At 70.9% G+C, this 21,912-nt stretch carries 24 protein-coding genes; 8 read left to right on the top strand and 16 right to left on the bottom strand.

The window, feature by feature from the left end; translation table 11 throughout:
* Window position 1 precedes the first annotated feature (1 nt).
* Window positions 2-88 (bottom strand): potassium-transporting ATPase subunit F, encoded by an 87-nt coding sequence (locus ACPYN5_RS13030; RefSeq protein WP_424449458.1) that lies wholly within the window; start codon window positions 86-88, stop codon window positions 2-4.
* 343 nt (window positions 89-431) lie between these two features.
* Complete coding sequence (locus ACPYN5_RS13025; RefSeq protein ID WP_424449412.1) at window positions 432-647, bottom strand: hypothetical protein; 216 nt, start codon at window positions 645-647, stop codon at window positions 432-434.
* Between the two features lie 119 nt (window positions 648-766).
* Here ACPYN5_RS13025 and ACPYN5_RS13020 point away from each other — a divergent pair, with 119 nt between their 5' ends.
* The 5 genes from ACPYN5_RS13020 to ACPYN5_RS13000 all read left to right on the top strand — a co-directional run bounded on the left by ACPYN5_RS13020 (window position 767) and on the right by ACPYN5_RS13000 (window position 4,171).
* Entirely contained in the window at window positions 767-1,156 is a 390-nt protein-coding gene (locus ACPYN5_RS13020; RefSeq protein ID WP_424449411.1) for a hypothetical protein, read from the top strand.
* Between the two features lie 9 nt (window positions 1,157-1,165).
* The gene (locus ACPYN5_RS13015) at window positions 1,166-1,501 is read left to right on the top strand and encodes a TraR/DksA family transcriptional regulator (protein ID WP_424449410.1); all 336 of its coding nucleotides are present in this window, start codon (window positions 1,166-1,168) and stop codon (window positions 1,499-1,501) included.
* Window positions 1,502-1,676: 175 nt separating this feature from the next.
* Complete coding sequence (locus ACPYN5_RS13010) at window positions 1,677-2,042, top strand: ArsR/SmtB family transcription factor (protein ID WP_424449409.1); 366 nt, start codon at window positions 1,677-1,679, stop codon at window positions 2,040-2,042.
* 53 nt (window positions 2,043-2,095) lie between these two features.
* Window positions 2,096-3,073 carry an SRPBCC family protein gene (locus ACPYN5_RS13005; protein ID WP_424449408.1) on the top strand — a complete coding sequence of 326 codons (978 nt, stop codon included), beginning with the start codon at window positions 2,096-2,098 and terminating at the stop codon, window positions 3,071-3,073.
* Between the two features lie 63 nt (window positions 3,074-3,136).
* Window positions 3,137-4,171, top strand: coding sequence for a DUF1266 domain-containing protein (locus ACPYN5_RS13000; protein WP_424449407.1), 1,035 nt, complete (start codon window positions 3,137-3,139; stop codon window positions 4,169-4,171).
* Window positions 4,172-4,218: 47 nt separating this feature from the next.
* Here the strand turns inward: ACPYN5_RS13000 and sufU are convergent, their stop codons facing one another.
* Both sufU and ACPYN5_RS12990 read right to left on the bottom strand, forming a co-directional pair.
* Entirely contained in the window at window positions 4,219-4,677 is a 459-nt protein-coding gene (sufU, locus tag ACPYN5_RS12995; RefSeq protein WP_424449406.1) for a Fe-S cluster assembly sulfur transfer protein SufU, read from the bottom strand.
* The gene (locus ACPYN5_RS12990; protein ID WP_424449405.1) at window positions 4,674-6,002 is read right to left on the bottom strand and encodes a SufS family cysteine desulfurase; all 1,329 of its coding nucleotides are present in this window, start codon (window positions 6,000-6,002) and stop codon (window positions 4,674-4,676) included. The genes sufU and ACPYN5_RS12990 overlap by 4 nt, the downstream gene beginning before the upstream one ends.
* A 160-nt stretch (window positions 6,003-6,162) precedes the next feature.
* Here ACPYN5_RS12990 and ACPYN5_RS12985 point away from each other — a divergent pair, with 160 nt between their 5' ends.
* Window positions 6,163-7,104 (top strand): hypothetical protein, encoded by a 942-nt coding sequence (locus ACPYN5_RS12985; protein ID WP_424449404.1) that lies wholly within the window; start codon window positions 6,163-6,165, stop codon window positions 7,102-7,104.
* A 118-nt stretch (window positions 7,105-7,222) separates the two neighbouring features.
* Here the strand turns inward: ACPYN5_RS12985 and ACPYN5_RS12980 are convergent, their stop codons facing one another.
* The 4 genes from ACPYN5_RS12980 to ACPYN5_RS12965 all read right to left on the bottom strand — a co-directional run bounded on the left by ACPYN5_RS12980 (window position 7,223) and on the right by ACPYN5_RS12965 (window position 12,874).
* The gene (locus ACPYN5_RS12980) at window positions 7,223-9,286 is read right to left on the bottom strand and encodes an APC family permease (protein ID WP_424449403.1); all 2,064 of its coding nucleotides are present in this window, start codon (window positions 9,284-9,286) and stop codon (window positions 7,223-7,225) included.
* Window positions 9,287-9,472: 186 nt separating this feature from the next.
* The gene (locus tag ACPYN5_RS12975) at window positions 9,473-10,462 is read right to left on the bottom strand and encodes a hypothetical protein (protein WP_424449402.1); all 990 of its coding nucleotides are present in this window, start codon (window positions 10,460-10,462) and stop codon (window positions 9,473-9,475) included.
* On the bottom strand, window positions 10,459-11,673 hold the full coding sequence (locus tag ACPYN5_RS12970; RefSeq protein WP_424449401.1) for an amidohydrolase: 1,215 nt from the start codon (window positions 11,671-11,673) through the stop codon (window positions 10,459-10,461). Before ACPYN5_RS12970 ends, ACPYN5_RS12975 begins: the two co-directional genes overlap by 4 nt.
* Window positions 11,674-11,782: 109 nt before the next feature.
* The gene (locus ACPYN5_RS12965; protein ID WP_424449400.1) at window positions 11,783-12,874 is read right to left on the bottom strand and encodes a zinc-binding dehydrogenase; all 1,092 of its coding nucleotides are present in this window, start codon (window positions 12,872-12,874) and stop codon (window positions 11,783-11,785) included.
* Window positions 12,875-12,998: 124 nt separating this feature from the next.
* On the opposite strand from ACPYN5_RS12965, the gene ACPYN5_RS12960 reads away from it, so the two are divergent.
* Window positions 12,999-13,649 (top strand): TetR/AcrR family transcriptional regulator, encoded by a 651-nt coding sequence (locus tag ACPYN5_RS12960; RefSeq protein ID WP_424449399.1) that lies wholly within the window; start codon window positions 12,999-13,001, stop codon window positions 13,647-13,649.
* Between the two features lie 3 nt (window positions 13,650-13,652).
* On the opposite strand, the gene ACPYN5_RS12955 is transcribed toward ACPYN5_RS12960, so the two are convergent.
* Together ACPYN5_RS12955 and ACPYN5_RS12950 are read right to left on the bottom strand one after the other, a co-directional pair.
* Window positions 13,653-14,663 carry a LacI family DNA-binding transcriptional regulator gene (locus tag ACPYN5_RS12955; RefSeq protein WP_424449398.1) on the bottom strand — a complete coding sequence of 337 codons (1,011 nt, stop codon included), beginning with the start codon at window positions 14,661-14,663 and terminating at the stop codon, window positions 13,653-13,655.
* Window positions 14,664-14,678: 15 nt separating this feature from the next.
* Window positions 14,679-16,382: a glycoside hydrolase family 13 protein gene (locus ACPYN5_RS12950; protein ID WP_424449397.1), complete on the bottom strand. Its 1,704-nt coding sequence runs from the start codon at window positions 16,380-16,382 to the stop codon at window positions 14,679-14,681.
* A gap of 78 nt (window positions 16,383-16,460) precedes the next feature.
* Between ACPYN5_RS12950 and ACPYN5_RS12945 the strand changes: the two genes are divergently transcribed.
* On the top strand, window positions 16,461-16,979 hold the full coding sequence (locus ACPYN5_RS12945; RefSeq protein WP_424449396.1) for an adenine phosphoribosyltransferase: 519 nt from the start codon (window positions 16,461-16,463) through the stop codon (window positions 16,977-16,979).
* Between the two features lie 30 nt (window positions 16,980-17,009).
* Here ACPYN5_RS12945 and hpxO read toward each other — a convergent pair whose 3' ends face one another.
* The 6 genes from hpxO to uraD all read right to left on the bottom strand — a co-directional run bounded on the left by hpxO (window position 17,010) and on the right by uraD (window position 21,860).
* Window positions 17,010-18,188, bottom strand: coding sequence for an FAD-dependent urate hydroxylase HpxO (hpxO, locus tag ACPYN5_RS12940; protein ID WP_424449395.1), 1,179 nt, complete (start codon window positions 18,186-18,188; stop codon window positions 17,010-17,012).
* Window positions 18,185-19,006 carry an ABC transporter ATP-binding protein gene (locus tag ACPYN5_RS12935; RefSeq protein WP_424449394.1) on the bottom strand — a complete coding sequence of 274 codons (822 nt, stop codon included), beginning with the start codon at window positions 19,004-19,006 and terminating at the stop codon, window positions 18,185-18,187. Before ACPYN5_RS12935 ends, hpxO begins: the two co-directional genes overlap by 4 nt.
* An 11-nt stretch (window positions 19,007-19,017) precedes the next feature.
* The gene (locus ACPYN5_RS12930; RefSeq protein ID WP_424449393.1) at window positions 19,018-19,929 is read right to left on the bottom strand and encodes an ABC transporter permease; all 912 of its coding nucleotides are present in this window, start codon (window positions 19,927-19,929) and stop codon (window positions 19,018-19,020) included.
* Between the two features lie 18 nt (window positions 19,930-19,947).
* Window positions 19,948-20,901 (bottom strand): ABC transporter substrate-binding protein, encoded by a 954-nt coding sequence (locus ACPYN5_RS12925; RefSeq protein WP_424449392.1) that lies wholly within the window; start codon window positions 20,899-20,901, stop codon window positions 19,948-19,950.
* Between the two features lie 132 nt (window positions 20,902-21,033).
* Window positions 21,034-21,360, bottom strand: a complete 327-nt coding sequence (gene uraH / locus ACPYN5_RS12920; RefSeq protein ID WP_424449457.1) for a hydroxyisourate hydrolase — start codon at window positions 21,358-21,360, stop codon at window positions 21,034-21,036.
* Window positions 21,351-21,860 (bottom strand): 2-oxo-4-hydroxy-4-carboxy-5-ureidoimidazoline decarboxylase, encoded by a 510-nt coding sequence (gene uraD / locus ACPYN5_RS12915; RefSeq protein WP_424449391.1) that lies wholly within the window; start codon window positions 21,858-21,860, stop codon window positions 21,351-21,353. The genes uraH and uraD overlap by 10 nt, the downstream gene beginning before the upstream one ends.
* Window positions 21,861-21,912: the final 52 nt, after the last annotated feature.

Here is a 21,912-nt window from a genome sequence, read left to right as displayed (position 1 = left end):
GTCAGAACCGCTCGGGGCGCACGAGCGCGACGACGAGGTAGACGATGGCGCCGATCGCGAGCCCGGCCGCCAGGAGGGAGAAGAGCATCACAGCTTCTCGACCCCCCGGGCGACGAGGCCGACGACGGCGAAGAGCGCGAGGATCGCGGCGAGGTAGATGAGATCGAGCACGAGATCCGATGCAACACCCGACCGGATGCCGCATCCGCCGTCCTCACGGAATCCATACGCCCCCGCGGCCGGCCCTCACGCCACCCTCACGCTCGCGCCTCGCTCACGCTCACGCCTCGCGCTCGGCTGCCGGGGCTCGGCTGCGGGCGGCGATACACCTGTCGGACGACCGGTGCTGGTGTCGCCTCAAACGTGCGCCGAGGCGGCACCAGCCCCGCCGGTCCTGCAGATGTATCCCCAAGCCCGGCGCTGCAGCGGCATCAGGGGGCGAGGGGAGGAGTCTCGTCGTCGATGACGCCGATGCCGACGGCGTGGTGGCTCGGCTCCTCGTCCTTCTTCTCGGGTGCCTTGGGCTCTTCGCCCGGCTCCTTCGCGACGCTGGGCTCCTCGAGCTCCTCCGTCGAGGGGTTCTCGTCGGGTGCGTGCTGGGCGCCCTCGTCGGTGTGCTCGGCCTCGTTGTCGTGGTGATCGGTCATGTCGTTCTCCCTTCCGCCTCCAGACTGCGCCGATCCGGCCGGGGTGTCACCGGGTTGACGTAGCGACCAGCGTCACCGCTAGGAGCGTCAGAGCGCGCACATATCGGTAGGGTGCCGGCATGACTCCACGCGGCCGCTCTCGCCTGCTGAGGCTGGTGTTCGCCGTCGTCGCCGCGGCGCTGTGGATCGGATCCCTGATGATGGCGATTCCCGAGGGGATCAACGACGGACCCGTCGGTGCCTGTACCCACGGGTGGGACGACCGTGTGGATTTCGGAGCATCCGTTGCGCCCGAATCCGTCGGGGTAGAAGGCGCCTGGCAGCTCTTCCCCCTTGGCGTCGGATGCCGCTACACGGCCCCCACCGGGGAGTCGGTGTTCATCGCGCCCGGCGTCCTGGCATCCGTCCTCGGGGTGCATGCACTGGTCTTCACCGCCATCCTCGGTGCCGTCGTGGTTCGGGGCAGGTGGCCCGAGCCGCGTCGCCACGACCACTTCCTGCGGGCGTAGGGTCGCGGGATGGATCCGAAAGCGCGACTGCACGAGCGCAGGCGCGAGCTCACCGTGCAGCTCGACCGGCTCGATGCCGACGACGACAGCCTGCGCCACGACCGGGCCGATGCCACCGCCGACGACGAGCACGACCCCGAGGGCTCGACGCTGTCGGGGGAGTGGCAGCGCGTCGAAGCGCTGCGCCGCGCAGCACGAACCGAGCTCGCCCAGGTCGAGGCATCCCTCGCCCGCGTCGCCGACGGCACGTACGGCGTCTGCGAGAGCTGCGGTCGCGACATTCCGGTCGAGCGCCTCGAGGTGCGCCCTCACGCGACGATGTGCGTCGCCTGCGCTTCGCGCTGAGCCGAGCCGAGCCGCACCGAGCCGCACCGCACCGCGTGCACATCCGGCCGAACTTCGGAGAATCGCGCGAGATTCGGACGGATGCGGCACACCGGTCCGACTTTCGCGCCGATCTCCGAAGTCCGATCGACGAGGCCATTGACACCGCTCCTCCGCACCCCTAACGTACAACCAAATGGTTACACGAAACGTCCCCCGGCCGAGCGAGCGGAGCGAGCTGAGCGATGACGAGATCGACCGCCTCTTCCACGCGCTGGCGACCGCGACGCGGCGTGACATCCTGCGGCGCACGATCGAGCGGGAGCAGTCGGTGTCGGCGCTCGCGGCCGACTACGACATGTCGTTCGCCGCGGTGCAGAAGCACGTCGGCGTGCTCGAGTCCGCTGGCCTCATCGTCAAGCGGGCCGAGGGGCGCGAACGGCTCGTCCGCGCGGATCCGACCATGATCGCCCGCGCCCGCGCCCTGCTGTCGCGCTACGAAGATCTCTGGCGTGCGCGCATCGACCGACTCGACGCGCTCCTCGCCGAGCCCGAAGACTGACCCACCCACCTCCACCGCACCTCTCGCGCAATATCCGTTCGAAGGAGAATCCGATGCCCGTCACCGACATCACCACCGATGCCGAGAACCTCACGATGACGCTCGTGGCCGATGTGGCCGCACCCGTCGATCGGCTCTGGCGGGCGTTCACGCAGCCCGCGCAGCTCGAGCGCTTCTGGGGCCCTCCCGGCTGGCCGGCGACGTTCACCCGATTCGACTTCGAGCCCGGCGGTCGCGCCCAGTACGCCATGTCGAGCCCGCAGGGCGAGAAGTCCCGCGGCACGTGGGAGTTCATCGCGATCGACGAGGGTCGCAGCTTCGAGGTGCTCGACGCGTTCGCCGACGAGAACGGCGAGCCGATGGAGCAGTTCCCCGCCATGCGCATGGTGTTCTTGTTCGATGCGACCGACGCCGGCTCGCGCCTCACGAACGTGACCTACTTCAGCTCTGCCGAAGGGCTGGAGCAGGTCATCGCGATGGGCGCCATCGAGGGCTCGCGCCTGGCGATGTCGCAGCTCGACGCGGTCGTGCAGGATCTCCGCGACTACGCGCAGGGCCAGGGCACGCGCGTCGAGCTGCTCGATGACACCCACGTGCGCATCACGCGGTTCATCGACGGACCGCGCGACCTCGTGTGGCGTGCGCACCACGAGACCGAGCTGCTGAAGAAGTGGATGCTGGGCCCGGACGGCTGGTCGATGACGGTCGCCGAGCCCGCGACCGAGGTCGGCGGCAGCTACCGGTACGCCTGGGAGCAGGACGGCGCGCCCGAGACGGCATTCGGCTTCGAGGGTGAGCTCCTGCAGCTCGACGCGCCGCGGCGCGAGGTCACGACCGAGCGGATGACGGGCACCGAGGGCCCCGGAACCGTCAACGATCTGCAGCTCTACGAAGAGGACGGCGCGACGCTGCTGACGCTCCTCATCGAGTACCCCGACAAGGAGACGCGCGACACGATCCTCGCCACCGGCATGGCCGATGGCATGGAGGACTCCTACGCTCGCCTCGAAGCCGAGGTGCTGACCGCCTGAGGCACCTCGTAGGTCTCCAGCGAGGCGAGCCCGCGCGGCTCGCCTCGCTGCCAGGATGAAGTGGTGACCGAACCCGTGCTCGCGCTGCAGAACCATCCCGGCGACGTGGAGTTCCCCGTCCGCGCGAGGTGGCGGTACGCACGGATGCTGGAGGCGCGGCGCAAGACCGACCCTCGGGCCATGCGGAAGCGAGCGCTTCCCGTCACGGCCATCGCGGCGCCCTTCGGCACCCTGGGCTTCGTCCTGTCGTATGTGTGGGCCGGATCGGCGGATTTCGGGGTGAACCTCTTCGGGTTCTTCATCGGCATGTGCCTCGGCCTGCTGGTCGCATCGATCGTGCTCGCCATGCGCGACGCCCGCGCACCCCGCGATGCGCAACAGCGCTACCTCGCCCTCGCCGGGCGCACGCCGGTGACGGTCCGGCGGCAGCAGATTCTCGCGCTCGACGCGGCGAGCGATTTCGCGATGCGCGGCTGGAACTCCTCGCTCGCCTTCACGCCGACCTTCGCGGAGTTGCCGCAGGACCTTCGCGCGAAGCACCGCGACGGCGCCGACGGCTCGCCGTGGTTCGCGCTGCCGCTTCCGGGGATGCCGCAGCTGCGGGCCGCCCTCGACGAGCAGTTCAAGATCGTCTCGCGCTCGGACGCCGAACTGCTCGTCGCCGACACCCTGGCCCGCGGGCCGCTGTCGGCGCGCTTCGCCGAGGTCGCCCAGAGCGAGGCGGCCGAGCACATGATGTCGCGCATCGCCGCGCTCACCGATCTGCCGGTCTTCGACATCCACGACCTGGCCCGAGGCGATGACGACCGCGCGCCGCGGCTGCTGCTCGCCGCCGACATCGAGCGCGCCATCGGCGGCGTCCGCTACTCGTACGTGGCGGGCTATCTGACGGCCGACGAGGCGTGGGCTCTGCTCGAGCCGCTCGCGGCGCGCGCGTTCAGCGCGTACCGCGACCGCGACGACTACTGGCGCGAGGTCGTCATCGCGACGGCGTTCCGCACCGACTCGCTCGAAGCGGTGCAGCGTCAGCGCGAGACGCTCGCCGAGCTGCAGCGGTCGGACTGGCCCGCGGCATCCGCCGGCTGGCCGACGGCCTGAATCGCGCTCTGCGGCCGAGCTGCGGCCGAGCCGGGGCGAGCCGGGGTTCAGGCGCGCGCGAGGCCGTCTTCGAGAGCGACCCAGGCGAGCATCGCGCACTTCACGCGCGCCGAGAACTTCGACACCCCCGACAGAGCCGCGGCATCGCCGAAGGTCTCCTCCTCGAGGGGGATCGTGCCCCGTGAGCGCAACGCCTCACGGAACCCCTCGATGAGGGCGACCGCGTCACGCCGCGTCATCCCGTCGCCCTCGACCTCTTCGGCCACGAGCGAGGCGAGCATCGAAGCGGATGCCTGCGAGATCGAGCAGCCCGCGCCCTCCCACGACACGTCGGTGATCCGGTCGCCGTCGACAGCGACCCGCAGCGTGATCTCGTCGCCGCAGACCGGGTTCTTCTGGTGCGAGTCGGCGTGGGCGGAAGCGCCGACGTCGTGCAGCGGGTTGCCGACCGGGTGCTTCGAGTGGTCGAGGATCAGCTCCTGGTACAGCGAGTCGAGCCCGGTCATGCCTGTGCCCCTTCGGCCTCGTCGGTGACGCCGAAGAACCCGCGGATGCCGCGCACCGCGTCGAGGAACAGGTCGACGTCGTCCTCGGTGTTGTACAGCGCCGTCGAGGCGCGGACGGATGCCGTCATCCCGAACTGCCGATGGAGCGGCGCAGCGCAGTGGTGACCCACCCGCACGGCGATGCCCTGGGCGTCGAGGAACTGGCCCGCGTCGTGGGCGTGCACGCCGGCGACGTCGAACGACCACAGGCCGACCCGGTCGGCACCGGGCGCATCGCCGAGGAGGCGCACGCCGGGGATCTCGCGGAGCCCCGCGCCCATCCGCTCGGCCAGCGCCGCCTCGTGCGCGTGGATGTTGTCGGGCCCGACGTCCTGCAGGTAGCGGACGGCGGCAGCCAGCCCGATCGCGGGGCCGACGGCCTGCGTCCCGGCCTCGAACTTCTGCGGCGCGGGCAGGTACTCGGCGTGGTCGAGCGTGACGGTGGTGATCATCGATCCGCCGGTGAGGAACGGGGGCAGCGCGTCGAGCACCTCGGCCCGGCCGTACAGCCCGCCGATCGCGTAGGGCCCGAGCATCTTGTGGCCGCTGAAGACGGCGAGGTCGACGCCGAGTGCGGGCAGGTCCAGAGGCAGGTGCGGCGCCGACTGGCAGGCATCCAGCACCGTCGTCGCGCCGACCGCCTGCGCGAGGGCGACGATCTCGGCGACCGGGTTGACGATGCCCAGCACGTTCGAGACGTGCGTGAAGGCGACGATCCGCGTGCGCTCGCCGATGATGGATGCCGCGGCATCCAGGTCGAGCGTTCCGTCGGTGCGTGCGGGGATGTGACGGAGGACCGCGCCGGTCCGGGCGGCGAGTTCCTGCCACGGGATGAGGTTCGCGTGGTGCTCGATGGCGGTCGTGACGATCTCGTCACCCGGCGCGAGCGCGTACGGCGTCGAGGCGGGGGCGCCGCGGCCGAGGGTGGCGTTGCCGATCGCGTAGGCGATGAGATTGAGGCCCGCCGTCGCGCCGCTGGTCCAGACGAGCTGCTCGGGCTGAGCCCCGACGAAGCCGGCGACGGCGGCACGGGAGTCCTCGAACAGGTCGGTCGCCTCGGCCGCGAGGGTGTGGGCGCCGCGATGGACGGCCGAGTTCGCGTGCGTGAGGAAGTCCCGCTCGGCGTCGAGCACGGCGGTGGGCTTCTGGCTCGTCGCAGCGGAGTCGAGATAGACGAGCCGGTGCCCGTTGACCTGCTCCGAGAGGATCGGGAAGTCGGCGCGCAGGCTCACCGCGTCGAGCGGGCTGACGCGCGGCGAAGCGGCGGGAACGGCGGGAGCACTCACCCCTCTAGGCTACGCCCGCCCGCCGCGGCCGGCTCGGGCCGCCCGGGCTGGGCGGCGAGGACATACCGCCGTCACCAGAACGCACCGTGCGGGGTACGCGCTCGCCGAGACGGTACGCGCTCGCTGCGGACGAGCGCGGCGCGCTGGCACGATGAGGTGTATGAGTGACACGACTTCCGGTGAACTGCACGATGCGGCGCGTGACCGCGCGCGGCGCGACCAGCTGACCGCGCACGCCGACGCCGCGCGCCGCCTCGTGGCGCAGCGCGAGCGCGACCTCGCCGATCTGCAGCAGAAGCTGCGGGTCGAGACCGCCGACGTCCGTCGCCTCGAGCGCTTCTCGCCGGCACAGGTATGGGGTCTCCTCCGCGGCGACATCGACGACAAGCTCGCCGTCGAACGCGCGGAGCAGCAGGCCGCCGAGCATGCCGTCGACGGCGCGAGCGAGCGGCTCGCGCACGCCCGGGCCGACCTGGCACGGATCGATGACGAGATCGCCGCGCTCGGCGACGTGGATGCCGCCTACGCGGCCGCCCTCACTCGACGCGAGCACGAACTGCGGGCCGCCGATCCGGATGCCGCGGCCGAGCTCACGCGGCTCGACTCCGAGGCCGGCGTGCTCAGCGCCGAGGCACGGGAGATCGCCGAGGCGCGGTCGGCGCTCGAGCGGGCGCGGGAGGTTCTCGGCGCTGCGCAGCAGGCCCTCGACTCCGCGGGAGGCTGGTCGACCTACGACACCTTCTTCGGCGGTGGCATGGTCGCCGACTGGATGAAGCACGACCGCATCGGACGGTCCGCCCGCGCCTTCACGGTCGTGAACCGGGCGCTGGAGACTCTCGCCACCGAGCTCGCCGACATCGACGCGCCGCCCGTCGCGGGTGTGCAGATCTCGGAGTCGCTCGCCGTCTTCGACGTGCTGTTCGACAACGTGATCTCGGACTTCATGGTGCGTCAGCGCATCGCCGACGCCCAGGCCGCGGCATCCGACCTCGATCTGCGTCTCGATGGCCTCGGCGACTATCTCGCCAAACGAGCGGATGCCGTGGCCGCCCGCACCGCCGCTCTGCTCGCACACCGCGAGCGCCTCCTCCTCGGCACCTGACCGGCCCCGTTCGCCTCGCGCGCGAGCGCGGACCGTTCGCGCGAGAGGGCACCGTGGCGGGTGCGTTCTCGTGGCGAGGGTACGTTCTCGCGTCAGCCCGGCGCGCGACCCGGCCGGATCAGCGCTCGTCGGGCGACTCGGTGTGGGCCACCAGCCCGTAGGTGGCCGAGGCGCGGCCGGCGCGGTCATCGCCCGGCAGGGGGCGGGATCGCCGACCGTAGACGATCTCCGACGAGTCGAGCAGCCACGGCACGAGCGTGATCTGGACGCCGTGGACCATCATCAGCTGCTGCGCGATGCGGCGCGCGCGGCGGTTGTGGAGGAACGTCTCCCACCAGTGGCCGACGATGTACTGCGGCAGGTAGACCGTCACGACCGACGAGCCGTGCTTCTCGCGGTACTTGCGGATGAACGCGGCCAGGGGAGCTGCGTACTGCCGGTACGGCGACTCGATGATGACGAGCGGGATCGGCATCCCGTGCACTTCCCAATCGGTCTGCACTTCCTGCGCCGACTCCTTCGACACCGCCACGTGCACGGCGATGGTCTTGTCATGCTTGGCCGACAGGGCGTAGTCGATCGCCTTCGCGACCGGCTTCTGCAGGCGGCTGACGAGCACCAGAGCCACATCGCCCGATGACCCGAAGTGCACGTCGTCATCCATCGCGATCTCGTGCTCGACGTCGCGGTAGTAGCGGCTGACACCGACCATGAGGAACGCGAGGATCGGGATCGCGATGAACACCAGCCACGCGCCGTGGGTGAACTTCGTCACCGTGACGATGAGGAGCACCGCGACGGTGAAGGTCGCGCCGATGCCGTTCATCACGAGACCGCGGCGCGCCTCTGCCCGGTCGGCGGTGGCCGACGGATGCAGCAGCCGCAGCTCGCGGCGCCAGTGCTTGACCATCCCGACCTGGCCGAGCGAGAACGATACGAACACGCCGATGATGTAGAGCTGGATGAGCGTCGTGAGGTCGGCCTGGAACACGACCAGGACGAGGATCGCCGCCAGGCCCAGGATGATCATGCCGTTCGAGAAGACGAGCCGGTCGCCGCGGGTGTTGAGCGACTTCGGGGCGTAGCCGTCGCGGGCCAGTACCGCGCCGAGCAGGGGGAACCCGTTGAACGCGGTGTTCGCGGCCAGCAGCAGCACGCACGCGGTCGCCGCCTGGATGATGAAGAACGGGATCGAGCCCATACCGAAGGTGGCCGCAGCGATCTGCGCCATGAGGCTCGGCTGAGGTTGGTTGACGCAGTCGAAGCCGACCAGAGCACACGGGTCTTCGGCGTAGTGGACGCCGGCGATCAGTCCCAGTGCCGTGAGACCCGAGAACAGCAGGATGGCGATGGTGCCCATCATGACGAGGGTCGTCTGCGCGTTGGCGATCTTCGGGGCGCGGAAGGCGGGGACGCCGTTCGATACGGCCTCGACCCCGGTGAGCGCCGAGCATCCGCTCGAGAACGCACGGAGGACCAGCAGGATGAGCGCGACCTGGCTGAGGCTCTCGGCCTCCATCGCGTACTGCGCGCTCGAGGCGACCGGGGCATCGCCGGCCGCGACGCGGACGAGTCCTGTGACGATCATGACCGCGACCGAGCCGATGAAGATGTAGGTCGGCACGGCGAACGCCGACGACGCCTCCCGCACCCCGCGGAGGTTCACGACGATGATCAGCACGACGAACCCGACCGCCAGTTCGACCCGCAATGGGGCGAGACCGGGCAGCGCCGAGATAATGTTGTCGACACCGGATGCCACCGAGACGGCGACGGTCAGGATGTAGTCGACCAGCAGTGCCGCCGCCACGACGACACCGGCCTTCTCGCCGAGGTTCGTACGGGCGACCTCGTAGTCGCCGCCGCCCGACGGGTACGCCTTGATGAGCTGGCGATAGCTGAGCACCACGACCACGAGCAGCGCGACGACCGCCAGCGCCACCCACGGGCTGAACGCGAGCATCGCGGTGCCGCCGATCGCCAGGATCATCAGCAGTTCCTGCGGTGCGTAGGCCACCGATGACAGGGCGTCCGAGGCGAAGATCGGCAGTGCTCGCCGCTTGGGCAGGAGCTGGTCGTCGAGCTTCTCGGAGTCGAGCGGGTCGCCGATGAGGATGCGCTTCGCGATGGGCGTGGATTCCTCGCCCGGTTCGCGACTGTCAGTGGTCACGGCGGGCGACATTACGCCTGGCGCAGCATCCTGCGCAATCTCGCCGCGCCGGGCTGTGTCGTCCTGTCCCGTGCGCGGATGCAACGAATCGATCACGACGCGCCGAGAGCGGATGCCGCGCCGCGGCGTGTCCGTGACGATCCCTTGCATCGCGGCACGGCGACGGCGCCGCGCGAGGAGGCGCGTCGGGCGGCCGACTCAGCGACCGGCGCGGAAGGTGTACGTCACGGTGACCTTGCTGCCCTCGACGGTGACGGCGGCGCCGAAGCGGCGCTGACCGTCCTGGTAGAACGTGTTGCGGTCGGAGCCGAACACGAACGTCCCGCCCTGACCGGAGTCGGGACCGAGAGCGGCGATCTCGTCGGCCGACATGTCGAGCCCCACGCCGAAGTCGTCGGTCACGGGCACGTCGATGTCGGAGTCGTACGAGATGAAGGTCGGTGCCGGAACCTCGGCGCGCGGACGGTTGCCCTCGCTGAGGAACACGTCGTAGAGCCGGAAGCCCTCCCACACGTAGATGTCGTAGGCGTAGTTCTCGGCGTCGCCGTTCTGGAAGTCCTCGGTCGGGGGCGCGCCGAGAAGCTCGGTCAGCGCCGCGACGGCCGGCGCCGCGTCATCCGCCCATGCGTGGGTGAACGTGGTCGAGCCGCTCGCGTCGGTGATCGTGAACCCGTCCGCGGTCACCGCGACCCCCGCCGTCGCGGCCGGAGCGCTCGGGCTCGCGGACGGCTGCGGCGCGCCGGACTGCTGCGGGATCGACTGCGTCGCCGGTGCCGTCGGCACGGGCTCCGCCGCGGGCTCCTGCTGCTGCGCCTGCTGCATGAGGTAGATCACGAACACCACGACGACCGCCACCACCAGCAGGCCCGCGATGCTCGACAGGATGACGAGGGTCCGACGGTCGCCGCCGTCGTCACCGCCGCGGGCGTCGCGCTGGGGCCGAGGTTCGGGTCGCTCGTCGGCCCAGCCCGCCATGACCGGGGCCGTACGCGGCGCCTTCTCGCGCTTGGGTCCGGGCTCGCGGCTCATGCGGGGCTTCTTGGCACGAGGCTCGCGCGGCGGGCGCGGCTCACGGGGCTCGCGCGGCGCCTTCGGCTCGCGCGGCGCCTTCTCGCGCTTGGCGCGGTCGGGCTTGGCCGGCGGCTCGTACGGCTCGAAATCGGCGAAAGGGTCGTTGGGGTCGCTCATGCGAGGAACTCCTTGGCTGCCACGACGAGGTTCTCGACGCCGCGCTCGATCGTCGGGTGCATCACGGGCGCGAAGAACGGGGAGTGGTTGGTGGGGATGTCGCGCTCGACGGTGCCCGCCGCGACGGCATCCGCGAACTTCTGCGGGTCGACGCCGCCCCAGAACCAGAACACCAGCGGCACGCCGGCCTCGCGGGCGAACCACGAGACGTCCTCGCTGCCGGTGAACATGCCGGGGTCGACGACGCTGCCCTCGCCGAACTCGCGCACGAACGCGCTGGTCAGGCGCGCGGTCGCGGTGTGGTCGTTGATGGTGGGGGGCAGGGTGTGGTCGACGGTGATCGTGGGCTCGGTCTCAGCGCCCGACGCCGCGGCTTCGGCGCGCACGATCCGCTCCACCTTCGCCATCACGCGCTCGCGTGCGGCGTCGTCGGGATAGCGCAGGCTGAGCTCGAGCTTCGCCTCGGCCGGGATGATGTTGTTCTTCAGCCCGGCATGGATCGATCCGACCGTCACGACGGCCACATCGCGCGGGTCGACCTCGCGCGAGACGACCGTCTGCAGGCGCATGACGGTGGCGGCGGCCATGACGACGGGGTCGATCGTGGAGTGAGGACGCGATCCGTGACCGCCGCGGCCGTGCAGCACGACGCTCAGACCGTCGGATGCGGCCATCTGCGTACCGGGCCGGACGCCGATGACACCGGCCGGCAGGGGCGTGACGTGCTGGCCGAGCACGATGTCGGGCCGGGGGAACCGGTCGAGCACGCCGTCGGCGATCATGGCCTGCGAGCCGGCGCCGTACTCCTCGGCGGGCTGGAAGACGGCGACGATCGTCCCCGACCACTCCTCGCGCGTCGCGATGAGACGCTCGAGGGCGCCGAGCAGCGCCGTGACGTGCATGTCGTGACCGCAGGCGTGCATCACCGGAACGTCGGTGCCTGCCGGGTCGATCCCACGCGCGGTCGAGGCGTACTCGAGGCCGGTCTGCTCGGGAACGGGGAGGCCGTCCATGTCGGCGCGCAGCCACACGACGGGGCCGTCGCCGTTGCGAATCGCAGTCGCGACACCGGTGCGGCCGATGCCCTCCTCGTACTCGAGGCCGAGCTCGCTGAGCCGGGCTGCGATCACGGCTGCCGTCCGCGTCTCCTGGAACGACAGTTCCGGGTGACGGTGCAGGTCGGTGTAGAGCGCGTCGAGGTCCAAGGCCATGTCCCGAGCCTACGGGAGGGCGCCTGCACGGCGCCTGCGTCCGTCGGGGCTCCGGGAACGACCCCGGGCCCCCACCCGCAGGCGCCGCTCTGCTCCGGTCCGGGGGACCTCAGTCGCGGCCGAACGAGGTGATCACGACGCGGTTGATCCTGGGATCGCGCAGCGATGCGTACCCTTCCTCGACCTCGTCGATCGAGATGGTCTTCGACACGAGCTCGTCCAGCCGGTACCGCCCTTGGAGGTACAGCTCGGCGATCATCGGGATGTCGCGCTTCGGGTTCGTCGAGCCCATGTACACGCCTTCGATGCGCTTGCGGCCGCCGAGGAGTTCGAAGGAGGAGATGTCGATGTGGTTGGCGGGGTCGAGGACGCCGACGAGATACAGGCCGCCGCCCTGGGCGAGCATGTCGAAGCCCGATCGCGTCACGCCGGGGGCTCCGACGAAGTCGAAGACGTAGTCGGCCCCGCGGCCACCGGTGATCTCCTTCACCGCGACAACCGGATCGGTCGTCCTCGAGTTCACGGTGTGGGTGGCACCGAAGAGCCGGGCGTTCTCGAGCTTCTCGTCGGTGAGGTCGATCGCGATGATCTTCGACGCACCCGCGACGACGGCGCCGCTGATGGCGTTCGTGCCGACACCACCGCTGCCGATGATCGCGACGGTCTGGCCCGGTCGGACATCGGCGGTGTTCATCACCGCGCCGGCGCCCGTGACGACACCGCACCCGAGGAGCGCAGCCTGTGGGAAGGGGATCGCGTCCGGGACGACGGCGAGCTGGTTTTCGTGGATGAGGGCGAACTCGGCGAAGCCGCCGAGGCCCATGCCCTGGTTGAGCTCGGCGCCGTGGGCGTCGTGGATGCGTCCGGGGCGGACGGTGGCGTCGGGGTTCTCGCACAGCCCGACCTTTCCGGTCAGGCAGTTCGTGCACGCCCCGCAGAACTGCACGAGGCACCCGACGACGTGATCCCCGACGGCGACATCGCGGACCTGATCGCCGACGGCTGTGACGACCCCGGCGACCTCGTGTCCGAAGACGGCGGGGACGGCGTAGCCGAGGTTGGTGTTCGCCGCCAGCTCGTCGGAATGACAGAGACCGGAAGCCCTGACCTCGACGAGGACCTCGCGGCCGATCGGTTGGGCCAGCGTGACGTCCTCGGTGTGGAAGCCGCCGCCGAATTCGCGGACAACTGATGCCTTCATGTGAACTCCTGTGTTCTCGGGCTGATAGCTGGAGACCTCACGCACCCGCGGGTCCGAGGAGGCCGACCTCACGCTAGCCCTCCGATAGACACATGTCTATCGGAGGACCGGGCAGGATGAGGGCATGGACGTCACCGATCAGGAGGCGCGGCGTCGCGGTCTCGGCGCCACGGCGGATCACCGGGCTGCCCGCACGCGCGAGCGACTGACGGACGCGCTCGGCGATCTGCTGAGCTCCGAGCAGGATGTGTCGGTCTCGGCGGTGTGCGCTGCCGCGGGCGTCGGGCGCAGCACGTTCTACACGCACTTCGCCGACATCGGCGACATCGTCGTGCGGGTCGTGGACGGCATCTTCGACGACATCGGAAGGCGCGACGTTGCGCGCAGGTCGGAGCGCTCGATGGGTCGCAGACTGATCACCGAGACGGGCATCGCCGAGCTCCTGCGCGCTCTCCGGCTCCGACGGGAGTTCTTCGTCTACGCGCTGTCGGCGCCGGCGACCGAGCGCCTGCGCGAGCGTCTGATCGAGGATGCGGCCGTCGGTCTCGGCCAGAGCATCCGGGCCGAGCGGCCCGACGCGACCGCGGAGTTCATCGGCGCGGCGAGCAACTTCCTCGCCGGCGGGATCATCGGCATCCTGCAGGGCTGGGTCGTCGCCGACGCCGAGCCCGACGCCGAGGTCACCGCGAAGGCCATCATCGAGCTGCTTCCGGCCTGGCTCACCGCCGATGACGATGCCGCGAGAGCGGTCGCCCCGGGCGACGCCGCGGAGTGATGGTCATCCCGCAGCGGGAGGCGCGGTGCTCGACCGTTCGACGAGCGCGAAGTCGAGGTCGACCGGCGGTTCGGATGCCGCACCGCGCAGCGCCGCGATCATGGCTGCGGCCACACGCTCGCCCTGCCTGCCCGGGAACTGGTCGACCGTGGTGAGCCCGAAGAACGCCCCGAGGTCGTGGCCGTCGACCCCGACGATCGACACGTCCTCGGGCACGCGCAGCCCGAGCTCGCGGGCCGCGAGCATCGCGCCGATGGCCATCTCGTCCGATGCGGCGAAGATCGCGGTGGGCCGTTCATCCGGGTCCTCGAGCAGCCGGGTCGCCGCCTCGTGACCTCCCGCCATCGTGAAGTCGGCCGCGGCGAACCGGTCGCCGCGCGGCGCGAGACCGGCGTCGGCGAGGGCCGCTTCGAAGCCGCGGCGGCGCTGCGAGGGGATGTGGAAGTCTCCCTCGAACTGCGGGCGCAGTCCGATGTGGGCGATGTCGCGATGACCGAGGCCGAGGAGGTGCTCGGTCGCGGTGCGGGCCACCTCGATCTCGTCGACGGTGAGGGATCGCAGGCCGGCCAGCTGCCCGCCCATGGCGATGACCGGCAGGCCGAGGTCGCCGAGCTGTGCGATCTCGTCGTGGGCGAGGGCCATCGAGACGACGATGACCCCGTCGACGCGCTGACGCCGCAGCGAGGTCGCGAACACCCGGCTGCGCTCGTCGGCCTCGGCGGTGAGCGCGTAGAGCGCGACGTCGTAATCGTCGCGCTGGAGCGTCGCCGCGATGCCGGTGAGCACGCGTGAGAAGAACCAGCGGTCGAGCATCGGCACGAGCACCCCGATGTTGCGGGTGCGTCCCGAGGCCAGGCTCGACGCCGCCGACGAGACGACGTAGCCGAGGTCGGATGCCGCCCGCAGCACGCGCTCGCGCGTCGTGGGCGACACCGGACCCCGGCCGCTGAGGGTGCGGGAGACGGTCGCCGTCGAGACCTCCGCGCGTCGCGCGACGTCGTCGATGCCGACCATCCCCCGCCCCTCTCGTCAGTTCGCGCGGATCCAGACCGCCGCGTCGACGGGCAGTCGGGCTCCGTCGCCGAGGTCGGCGACGCTCGAGACCAGGATCTCACCGGCGGGCAGCGCGACCGCACTCGTGCCGGTGTTGGCGACGACCAGGACGTCGCCGTTGCGGAACGCCACGACGTCGTCGCCCAGCTGCAGGTCGACCCACTCGAGCGAACCGGCGCCGAGGTCGTGACGGCGCCGCGCCGCGAGCAGCTCGCGGTACAGCGTCAGCGTCGAGGCCTGGTCGCCCTCCTGGACCGAGCGCGCGAGGACGTTCCACTCCTCGGGCTGCGGCAGCCACGAGGCTCCGGTCGGGCTGAAGCCGTAGGCGGGCGCGTCGGCCTGCCACGGGATCGGCACACGGCATCCGTCGCGGCCGTAGCGCTCGCCGCCGGTGAGGAACCAGGTCGGGTCCTGTCGTGCGTCGTCGGGCAGGTGCACGACCTCGGGAAGACCGAGCTCCTCGCCCTGGTAGAGGTACGCCGACCCGGGCAGCGCCAGCATCAGGGTCGTCGCGGCCCGGGCGCGGGCGAGGCCCACGACGGCGTCCGGCTGGCCGGGGGAGTCGGGTCCGAGCCCGTAACCCTGCGGGTTCTCCGCCGTCAGCGCCAGGCGTGAGGCGTGGCGAACGACGTCGTGGTTCGACAGCACCCAGGTGGCGGGCGCACCGACGGCGGGGAAGGCCCGCAGCGACTCCGAGATCACCTCGGTGAGGTGGTCGGCGTCCCACTCGGTCTGCAGGTAGGGGAAGTTGAACGCCTGGTGCATCTCGTCCTGGCGGACCCACAGCGCCGTGTCGTCGACGGTGGGCAGCCAGGCCTCCGCGCACAGCGCGCGATCGCCCTCGTACTCGGCGAGGATGCGGTTCCAGCGGCGGTAGATGTCGTGCACGCCCTCCTGGCCCCAATAGGGAACGTCCACACTGTCGCCGCCCATCGACCCGGCGTCCTCGGCCGGCACGAAGTCGGGGAGACCGTCGGACTTCACGAGCCCGTGGGCGACATCGACGCGGAATCCGTCGACGCCGCGGTCGAGCCAGAATCGCAGGATGCGCTCGAACTCGTCGCCCACCTCGGGGTTGGCCCAGTCGAAGTCGGGCTGCGTCGAGTCGAACAGGTGCAGGTACCACTGGCCGGGTGAACCGTCGGCGTTCGTCGTGCGCGTCCAGGCCGGGCCGCCGAAGACCGACTCCCAGTTGTTGGGCGCCTCGTCGCCGTTCTCGCCCTTGCCGTCGCGGAAGATGTAGCGAGCGCGCTCGGCACTGCCGGGCTCAGCAGTCAGCGCCCGCTGGAACCACGCGTGCTGATCGGACGAGTGGTTCGGCACGAGGTCGACGATGACGCGGATGCCGCGGGCGTGCGCCTCGTCGAGCATCGTGTCGAAGTCGGCGAGGGTGCCGAACAGTGGGTCGACGTCGCAGTAGTCCGCGACGTCGTAGCCGGCGTCCTTCTGCGGTGACCGGAAGAAGGGGCTCAGCCACACGGCGTCAACACCGAGGTCGGCGAGGTCGCGCAGGCGGGAGGTGATGCCGGCGAGGTCTCCGATGCCGTCACCCGATGCGTCGGCGAACGAGCGGGGATAGATCTGATAGATGACGGCGGTTCGCCACCACTCGGCGCCGGGCCGGGAGGTCCCGATCGCCGCGAGGGTGGATGTCGCCGTGTCCACGGTGGAGGAGGTCATGGCGCTCACTCTAGTGCAAGCGCTTGCAGTGCGAGCCCCGCCGCCGCCGGCTCGGCGACGGGGGCCTAGTGTTGTTCGGTGACCTCCGATCCTCTCGAGCACGCCGAGTCGCTCATCGCGCTCATCCCGGACTTCCCCGAACCGGGCATCCTCTTCCGCGACATCTCGCCGCTGCTCGCCGACGCGACCGCGCTGCGCACCGTCATCGACGCGATCATCGCGCCCTTCGCCCGCGAGTTCGACGTCGTCGCCGGTGTCGAGGCGAGAGGCTTCCTCATCGCGGGCGCCGTCGCCGCCGCGAGCGGCGTCGGCATGGTGCCGATCCGCAAGGCCGGCAAGCTTCCGCGTCCCGCGGCATCCGTCTCGTACGACCTCGAGTACGGTCAGGCCACGATCGAGATGGCCGACGACCTGCCGCGCGGCACCCGTGTGCTGCTCGTCGACGACGTGCTCGCCACGGGCGGCACGCTGCGCGCGGCTCAGCGGCTGCTCGAGGGGCTGGGTCACCGCACGGTCGGGACCGCCGTGCTGATGGAGCTCACCGACCTGGGCGGACAGGACGTCTGCGGTCCGGTGCACACCATCTTCCGCGTCTGATCCGCGTCCGCCGATCCGCGTCGGCGCCCCTCAGAGCACGCCCGCGCCGAGGTTGATCGGGCTGCCCGCGATGTTGCCCACGATGCCGCGGATGATGCCGGCGCCGTCCGTGCCGCGGAGGCTGCGGTACCAGGCCTCGGTCACCTGCGGGTCGAATCCGTGGGTCTCGACGGCCCGGGCGCGAGCCCGCAGCACGAGGTCTCCGGCCCGTTCGACGCGCGAGGCGGCATACCGCCGCAGTGTGTCTTCGATCGACACGGTGTCGGTCGCGACCGCGATCGCGAGCGCGAAGGCGTCTTCGAGGGCCGAGCACGCGCCCTGACCGATGTCGGGCGTGGTGTTGTGCGCCGCGTCGCCGAGGATCGCGACGCGCCCGCGGGTCCAGGTGTCGAAGGGGTCGATGTCCCAGATCTCGACGCGGTTCAGCGACCCCTCGCGCTCGATCGCCTCGAGCAACGCCCGGGTGCCCGGGGCCCAGTGATCGAATGCCTCCCGCAGCTCGGCGAGGGGGTCGCCCCCATCCCCGGCGGGGCGGGGGACGTCGAACCAGAAATAGAACCGCCCGTCCGCGATCGGCATGACCGCCGCCCGCTTGCCCTCGGCCACGTAGGTCGTCCACTGGTCGTCCGGCCCGATGCGCGCGTCTGCGGTCACCAGCCCGTTGTAGTTCGTGTATCCCGCGTACGTCCGCTCGATCCGGGGCGCCTCGGCGCCGGTGATGTAGTCGCGGGTGAACGACCGGGCGCCGTCGGCGCCGATCAGCATGTCGGCGGTGTCGGTCGTGCCGTCGGCGAAGGTCGCGGTGACGGTCTCGCCGTCGTCCGAGATCCCGACGAGCTGTATGCCCAGCCGGATCCGGTCGGCGCCGAAACGGTCCATGAGCAGGCTCTGCAGGTCGGCCCGGGCGACGGGGTACGCGCGCTGGCCGGTCTGCTGCTCGACCGGGGCGAGGGAGAACCGGCACAGCTCCTCGCCCGTGATGCCGTCGCGGTACGCCATGTGATCGAGCGCGCCGCCCAGCGCCGCCACCTCGGGGCCCAGCCCGAGCCAGTTCAGCACCTTGACGCCGTTCGACCACAGCGACAGCGCGGCGCCGACGGGGCGGTTCTCCCGCATCCGGTCGTAGACGACGACGTCGTGCCCGAGCCGTTGCAGAGCGATCGCGGCACTGGTCCCGCCGATGCCGGCGCCGATCACGATGACCCTCACGCAGCCGTCACCTGCTCGTGGACGAGGTCGGAGATCACACGCTTGTACTCGGTGAAGGCCGGAGAGAGGGTGTCGCGCTGTCCGGGCAGGTCGATCTCGACGATGCGGCTGATGTGGCCGGGGACGCCGTGCGATGCGCCGCCGGTCATGACCACGACCCGGTCGGCGAGGAAGACCGCTTCTTCGATCGAGTGCGTGATGAACACCACCGTCGTCCGCGTCTCGAGGTGGATGCGTTTGAGCTCGGCCTGCAAGTCGGAGCGGGTCAGCGCGTCGAGCGCGCCGAAGGGCTCGTCCATGAGCAGGACCCGGGGTTCGTTCGCCAGCACGCGGGCGATCGCGACGCGCTGCTGCATCCCGCCCGAGAGCTGTCCCGGGTACTTCGCCGCGAAGCGGGTGAGCCCGACCGCGCCGATGAACCGGTCGACGAGCTCGTTCACCCGCGCGCGCGGCAGGCGGCGGCGCCGCGGGCCGTAGGCGATGTTCTCGCGGACGGTGAGCCACGGGAACAGCCCGTAGTCCTGGAACACCACTCCCCGGTCGGGGCCGGGTTGGGTCACGGGCGCGCCCCCGACGGTGACGGATCCGCTGCTGGCGTCCTCGAACCCGGCGAGGATGCGCAGCACCGTGCTCTTGCCGCAGCCGGACGCGCCGACGATCGCGACGAACTCGCCCGAGGCGATGCTCAGGTCGACGCCGGCGACCGCCTGGGTTCCGGCCCACTCGGGCCCGTACCTCTTGCCGAGATCGACGATCTCGACGGCGGCCGAAGCGTCTGCGGCAGCGGCGTCCGCTGCGGGGGAGGTGATGTCGGTCATCGTCGCTCCAGTCACTTGATGAGGGGCCGGCCGCGCGTCGCGAGGCGGAAGACCCAGACGAGGATGCGGTCGGAGAGGAAGCCGGCGGCGCCGATGGTCACCATGCCCACCACGACCATGTCGGTGCGGACGACGTCGCGGGCCAGGATGATGGCCGACCCGAGGCCCACGTTCACGCCCACCGACTCCCCGAGCACGAGAACGACCCAGGCGATGCCGAGACCGACGCGCAGGCCGTTCATGATGGCGGGAGCCGAGGCGGGCACGACCACCTGGGTCAGGATCTCGCCGCGCCGCGCGCCGAGCATCCGGCCGGCCTCGACCAGGCGCTGCGGCACCTCCTTCGCACCGCTGATGGCGCCGAGGACGATCGGGAAGAAGGCCGAGAGCGCGATGAGGAAGATCGTCGCCTGGTCGCCCCAGCCGATGAGCAACCCGACCAGCGGCACCCAGGCGGTCGCCGGAATCGGACGGAAGAGGTTGATGAACGGGTCGAACAAGCCGTCCATCGTGTACGAGCGGCCCATCACGATGCCGAGAGGGATCGCGATGGCCGCAGCGATCCCGAAGCCGACGAGCACGCGCAACGCCGAGGTCCCCAGGTCGACCCAGAGGTCCGTCGAGAAGGCGTCGTCGTTCACGCCGCCGAAGCCGTAGTCCCACAGCGACGTCACGACCTCGGCCGGCGTCGGCAGGAACGCCATCCGGATGCCGACGAACGGGATCTCCCACTCCTGGTCGCGGCCGACCTGCCAGAGGACGAGGAACAGGAACGGCACCGGAAGCCCGAGGAGGAACCGGTAGAGCGCCGCCCGCTGGTTGGGTCGCCGCGCGGGCGGGCGGCGCCGCACGGGCGCGCCCTCGGGCGCTCCGGTGGCGCCGGATGCGTCCCCGGAGCGGCCGGACGTGGCGGTGTCGGTCATGGCGCGTCTCCCCGCGGGTCAGTCGGCGAAGGTCGTGTCGACGATGTCGTCGGCGGTGGGCGTCGAGGTGATGAGGCCGATCGAGGTCATGGCCTCGGCGAGGGCCTCGAGCTGGCCCACGTACTCCTCCGACAGGTCCGACCGCAGCCAGAAGTTCTCGAGCGCCGAGGTGAAGACCTCCTCGTCGCCGCCGAACTCCTCGACCATGCCGGGCAGCCACTCCTCGATGTTGTCGGCCATGTAGGCGGTCGTGGCCGCGTGGGTGTCGACGACGCGCTGCACCAGCTCGGGGTTCTCCTCGATCAGCTCGCCGGTCGTGACGAGGCCGATGTTCACGCGCCCGATCGCGGTGGAGTACGGATCGACCACCTCCGTGCCGCCGTTCGCCTTCGCGATCGAGACGCCGATCTCGACGCCCATGAAGGCGGCGATGTCACCGCTCGCGAAGGCCGATGCCATCTCGGGGACCGGGATCGGCGTCAGCTCGAAGTCTTCGGGGGTCATGCCGGCGTCCTCGATGAGCAGCCGCAGCGCGACCTCCTGGGCGGAGCCCTGGACGATGCCGATCTGCGAGCCCTCGAGCTCGGCGAGCGAGGTCTCGCCGTTGCCGATGAAGCCCGAGCCGCCGTCCGCGGCGCTCGCGACGATCCTCAGGTCGCGGTCCTGCGAGATCGAGGAGATGGTCGGGGTGACGCCGGTGATCGCGAAGTCGATGCTTCCCGACACGAGGGCATCGGAGAGGGCGGGAGTGGTGTCGAGCGTGACGACCTCGAACTCGACGCCGTCGACGGCGTGATCGGCGTAGAGGAACGGCTGGTAGAAGTGCGGCTGGCCGCGCAGCGTGCCGATCTTGACGGTCTCGACTTCGTCGCCTCCCGCGGCGTCGGCGCCGCCGGAGCTGCAGCCGGTGAGGACGAGGGCGGCGAGGGATGCGACGGCCACGAGGGCGACGCGGGGCGAACGAGCGCGCATGAAGGTTCCGATCGGAAGAGGGCGACGGTGCGGGGGACTGTCGTCATTCAACGGTTCTCGATCGCTCGCGAGGTGAAGGCCGTGTAACGACTTTGTTAAGCCACTGCTTAAAGCCGTGCTCGGCCCGTCCGGTCAGCTGCCGCGATAGGTGGAGTATCCGAACGGGCTCAGCAGTAGCGGCACGTGCAGATGCGTGTCGTCGACGACCGAGAAGGAGACGGTCACTCGCGGATAGAACGTCGGGGTGCCGGTGCGCGCGAAGTGCTCGCCCGTGCCGAACGTCAGCGCGTAGGTGCCGGGTTCGAGGCGGTCGGGTCCGAGGGAGAGCCGGCCGTCCGCGTCGGTGACCCCGGTCGCCACGACGACGCCGCGGTCGTCGACGAGGTCGACCGGCACGTCCGACGCGGGCGCGCCGGCAGCGGCATCCAGGACGTGGGTCGTGAGGTGGGTCACGCGGATCCCTCCTCGGTGACGGTCTGTGCGAGGCGCAGCAGGGCGATCTCGGCGAGCTGGCCGAGCGCCTCGGCGGTCTCGGTGCGGTCGTCGTTGCCGAGGCGACGCTCGAGCTCGGCACGCATCTCACCCGGAGTGCGGCCCGCCGCCCGGATGAGGAACACCCGGTCGAACCGATCCTCGTACCGCTGGTTGCCGGCGGCGATGGCGGCGGCGTCGTCGGCGGATGCGGACCGCATGGCGCCCTGCTCGGATCGCGACGCGTCGCCCTCCGCGCCGGGCTCGTCGACGCGTGCGCCGATGCGGGGATGATGCGCGAGCGCGGTGTCGAGGTCGGTGGCGTCCCAGCCGGTCGCGGCCTCCCGGGCCGCGGCGACGAGGTCTGCCACATCGCGATACGGGCGGCCCGCGACCAGGGTGTCGACCCAGTGCGGGATGGGAGCCCAGACGGCGACGACGCGCCGGGCCTCGTCCGCGCTCAGGGCGTGGAACTCGTCGAGATGCATGCGCGTCACCGTACTGACGCCGCGTTTCTGCCGCGTTACATATCATCGTGCC

The sequence above is a fragment of the Microbacterium arborescens genome (assembly GCF_049707515.1).
Classification (GTDB): Bacteria; Actinomycetota; Actinomycetes; order Actinomycetales; family Microbacteriaceae; genus Microbacterium; species Microbacterium arborescens_B.
The sequence above is the reverse complement of the archived record's forward strand: the minus strand, read 5'-3'. Positions and strand labels throughout refer to the sequence as shown.

What these genes read in the sequence shown, in the direction of transcription:
- ACPYN5_RS13030 (WP_424449458.1), bottom strand. Translation starts at nt 88, where the DNA reads ATGCTCTTCTCCCTCCTGGCGGCCGGGCTCGCGATCGGCGCCATCGTC.
- ACPYN5_RS13025 (WP_424449412.1), bottom strand. Translation starts at nt 647, where the DNA reads ATGACCGATCACCACGACAACGAGGCCGAGCACACCGACGAGGGCGCC.
- ACPYN5_RS13020 (WP_424449411.1), top strand. Translation starts at nt 767, where the DNA reads ATGACTCCACGCGGCCGCTCTCGCCTGCTGAGGCTGGTGTTCGCCGTC.
- ACPYN5_RS13015 (WP_424449410.1), top strand. Translation starts at nt 1,166, where the DNA reads ATGGATCCGAAAGCGCGACTGCACGAGCGCAGGCGCGAGCTCACCGTG.
- ACPYN5_RS13010 (WP_424449409.1), top strand. Translation starts at nt 1,677, where the DNA reads ATGGTTACACGAAACGTCCCCCGGCCGAGCGAGCGGAGCGAGCTGAGC.
- ACPYN5_RS13005 (WP_424449408.1), top strand. Translation starts at nt 2,096, where the DNA reads ATGCCCGTCACCGACATCACCACCGATGCCGAGAACCTCACGATGACG.
- sufU (WP_424449406.1), bottom strand. Translation starts at nt 4,677, where the DNA reads ATGACCGGGCTCGACTCGCTGTACCAGGAGCTGATCCTCGACCACTCG.
- ACPYN5_RS12985 (WP_424449404.1), top strand. Translation starts at nt 6,163, where the DNA reads ATGAGTGACACGACTTCCGGTGAACTGCACGATGCGGCGCGTGACCGC.
- ACPYN5_RS12980 (WP_424449403.1), bottom strand. Translation starts at nt 9,286, where the DNA reads ATGTCGCCCGCCGTGACCACTGACAGTCGCGAACCGGGCGAGGAATCC.
- ACPYN5_RS12975 (WP_424449402.1), bottom strand. Translation starts at nt 10,462, where the DNA reads ATGAGCGACCCCAACGACCCTTTCGCCGATTTCGAGCCGTACGAGCCG.
- ACPYN5_RS12970 (WP_424449401.1), bottom strand. Translation starts at nt 11,673, where the DNA reads ATGGCCTTGGACCTCGACGCGCTCTACACCGACCTGCACCGTCACCCG.
- ACPYN5_RS12965 (WP_424449400.1), bottom strand. Translation starts at nt 12,874, where the DNA reads ATGAAGGCATCAGTTGTCCGCGAATTCGGCGGCGGCTTCCACACCGAG.
- ACPYN5_RS12960 (WP_424449399.1), top strand. Translation starts at nt 12,999, where the DNA reads ATGGACGTCACCGATCAGGAGGCGCGGCGTCGCGGTCTCGGCGCCACG.
- ACPYN5_RS12955 (WP_424449398.1), bottom strand. Translation starts at nt 14,663, where the DNA reads ATGGTCGGCATCGACGACGTCGCGCGACGCGCGGAGGTCTCGACGGCG.
- ACPYN5_RS12950 (WP_424449397.1), bottom strand. Translation starts at nt 16,382, where the DNA reads ATGACCTCCTCCACCGTGGACACGGCGACATCCACCCTCGCGGCGATC.
- ACPYN5_RS12935 (WP_424449394.1), bottom strand. Translation starts at nt 19,006, where the DNA reads ATGACCGACATCACCTCCCCCGCAGCGGACGCCGCTGCCGCAGACGCT.
- ACPYN5_RS12930 (WP_424449393.1), bottom strand. Translation starts at nt 19,929, where the DNA reads ATGACCGACACCGCCACGTCCGGCCGCTCCGGGGACGCATCCGGCGCC.
- ACPYN5_RS12925 (WP_424449392.1), bottom strand. Translation starts at nt 20,901, where the DNA reads ATGCGCGCTCGTTCGCCCCGCGTCGCCCTCGTGGCCGTCGCATCCCTC.
- uraD (WP_424449391.1), bottom strand. Translation starts at nt 21,860, where the DNA reads ATGCATCTCGACGAGTTCCACGCCCTGAGCGCGGACGAGGCCCGGCGC.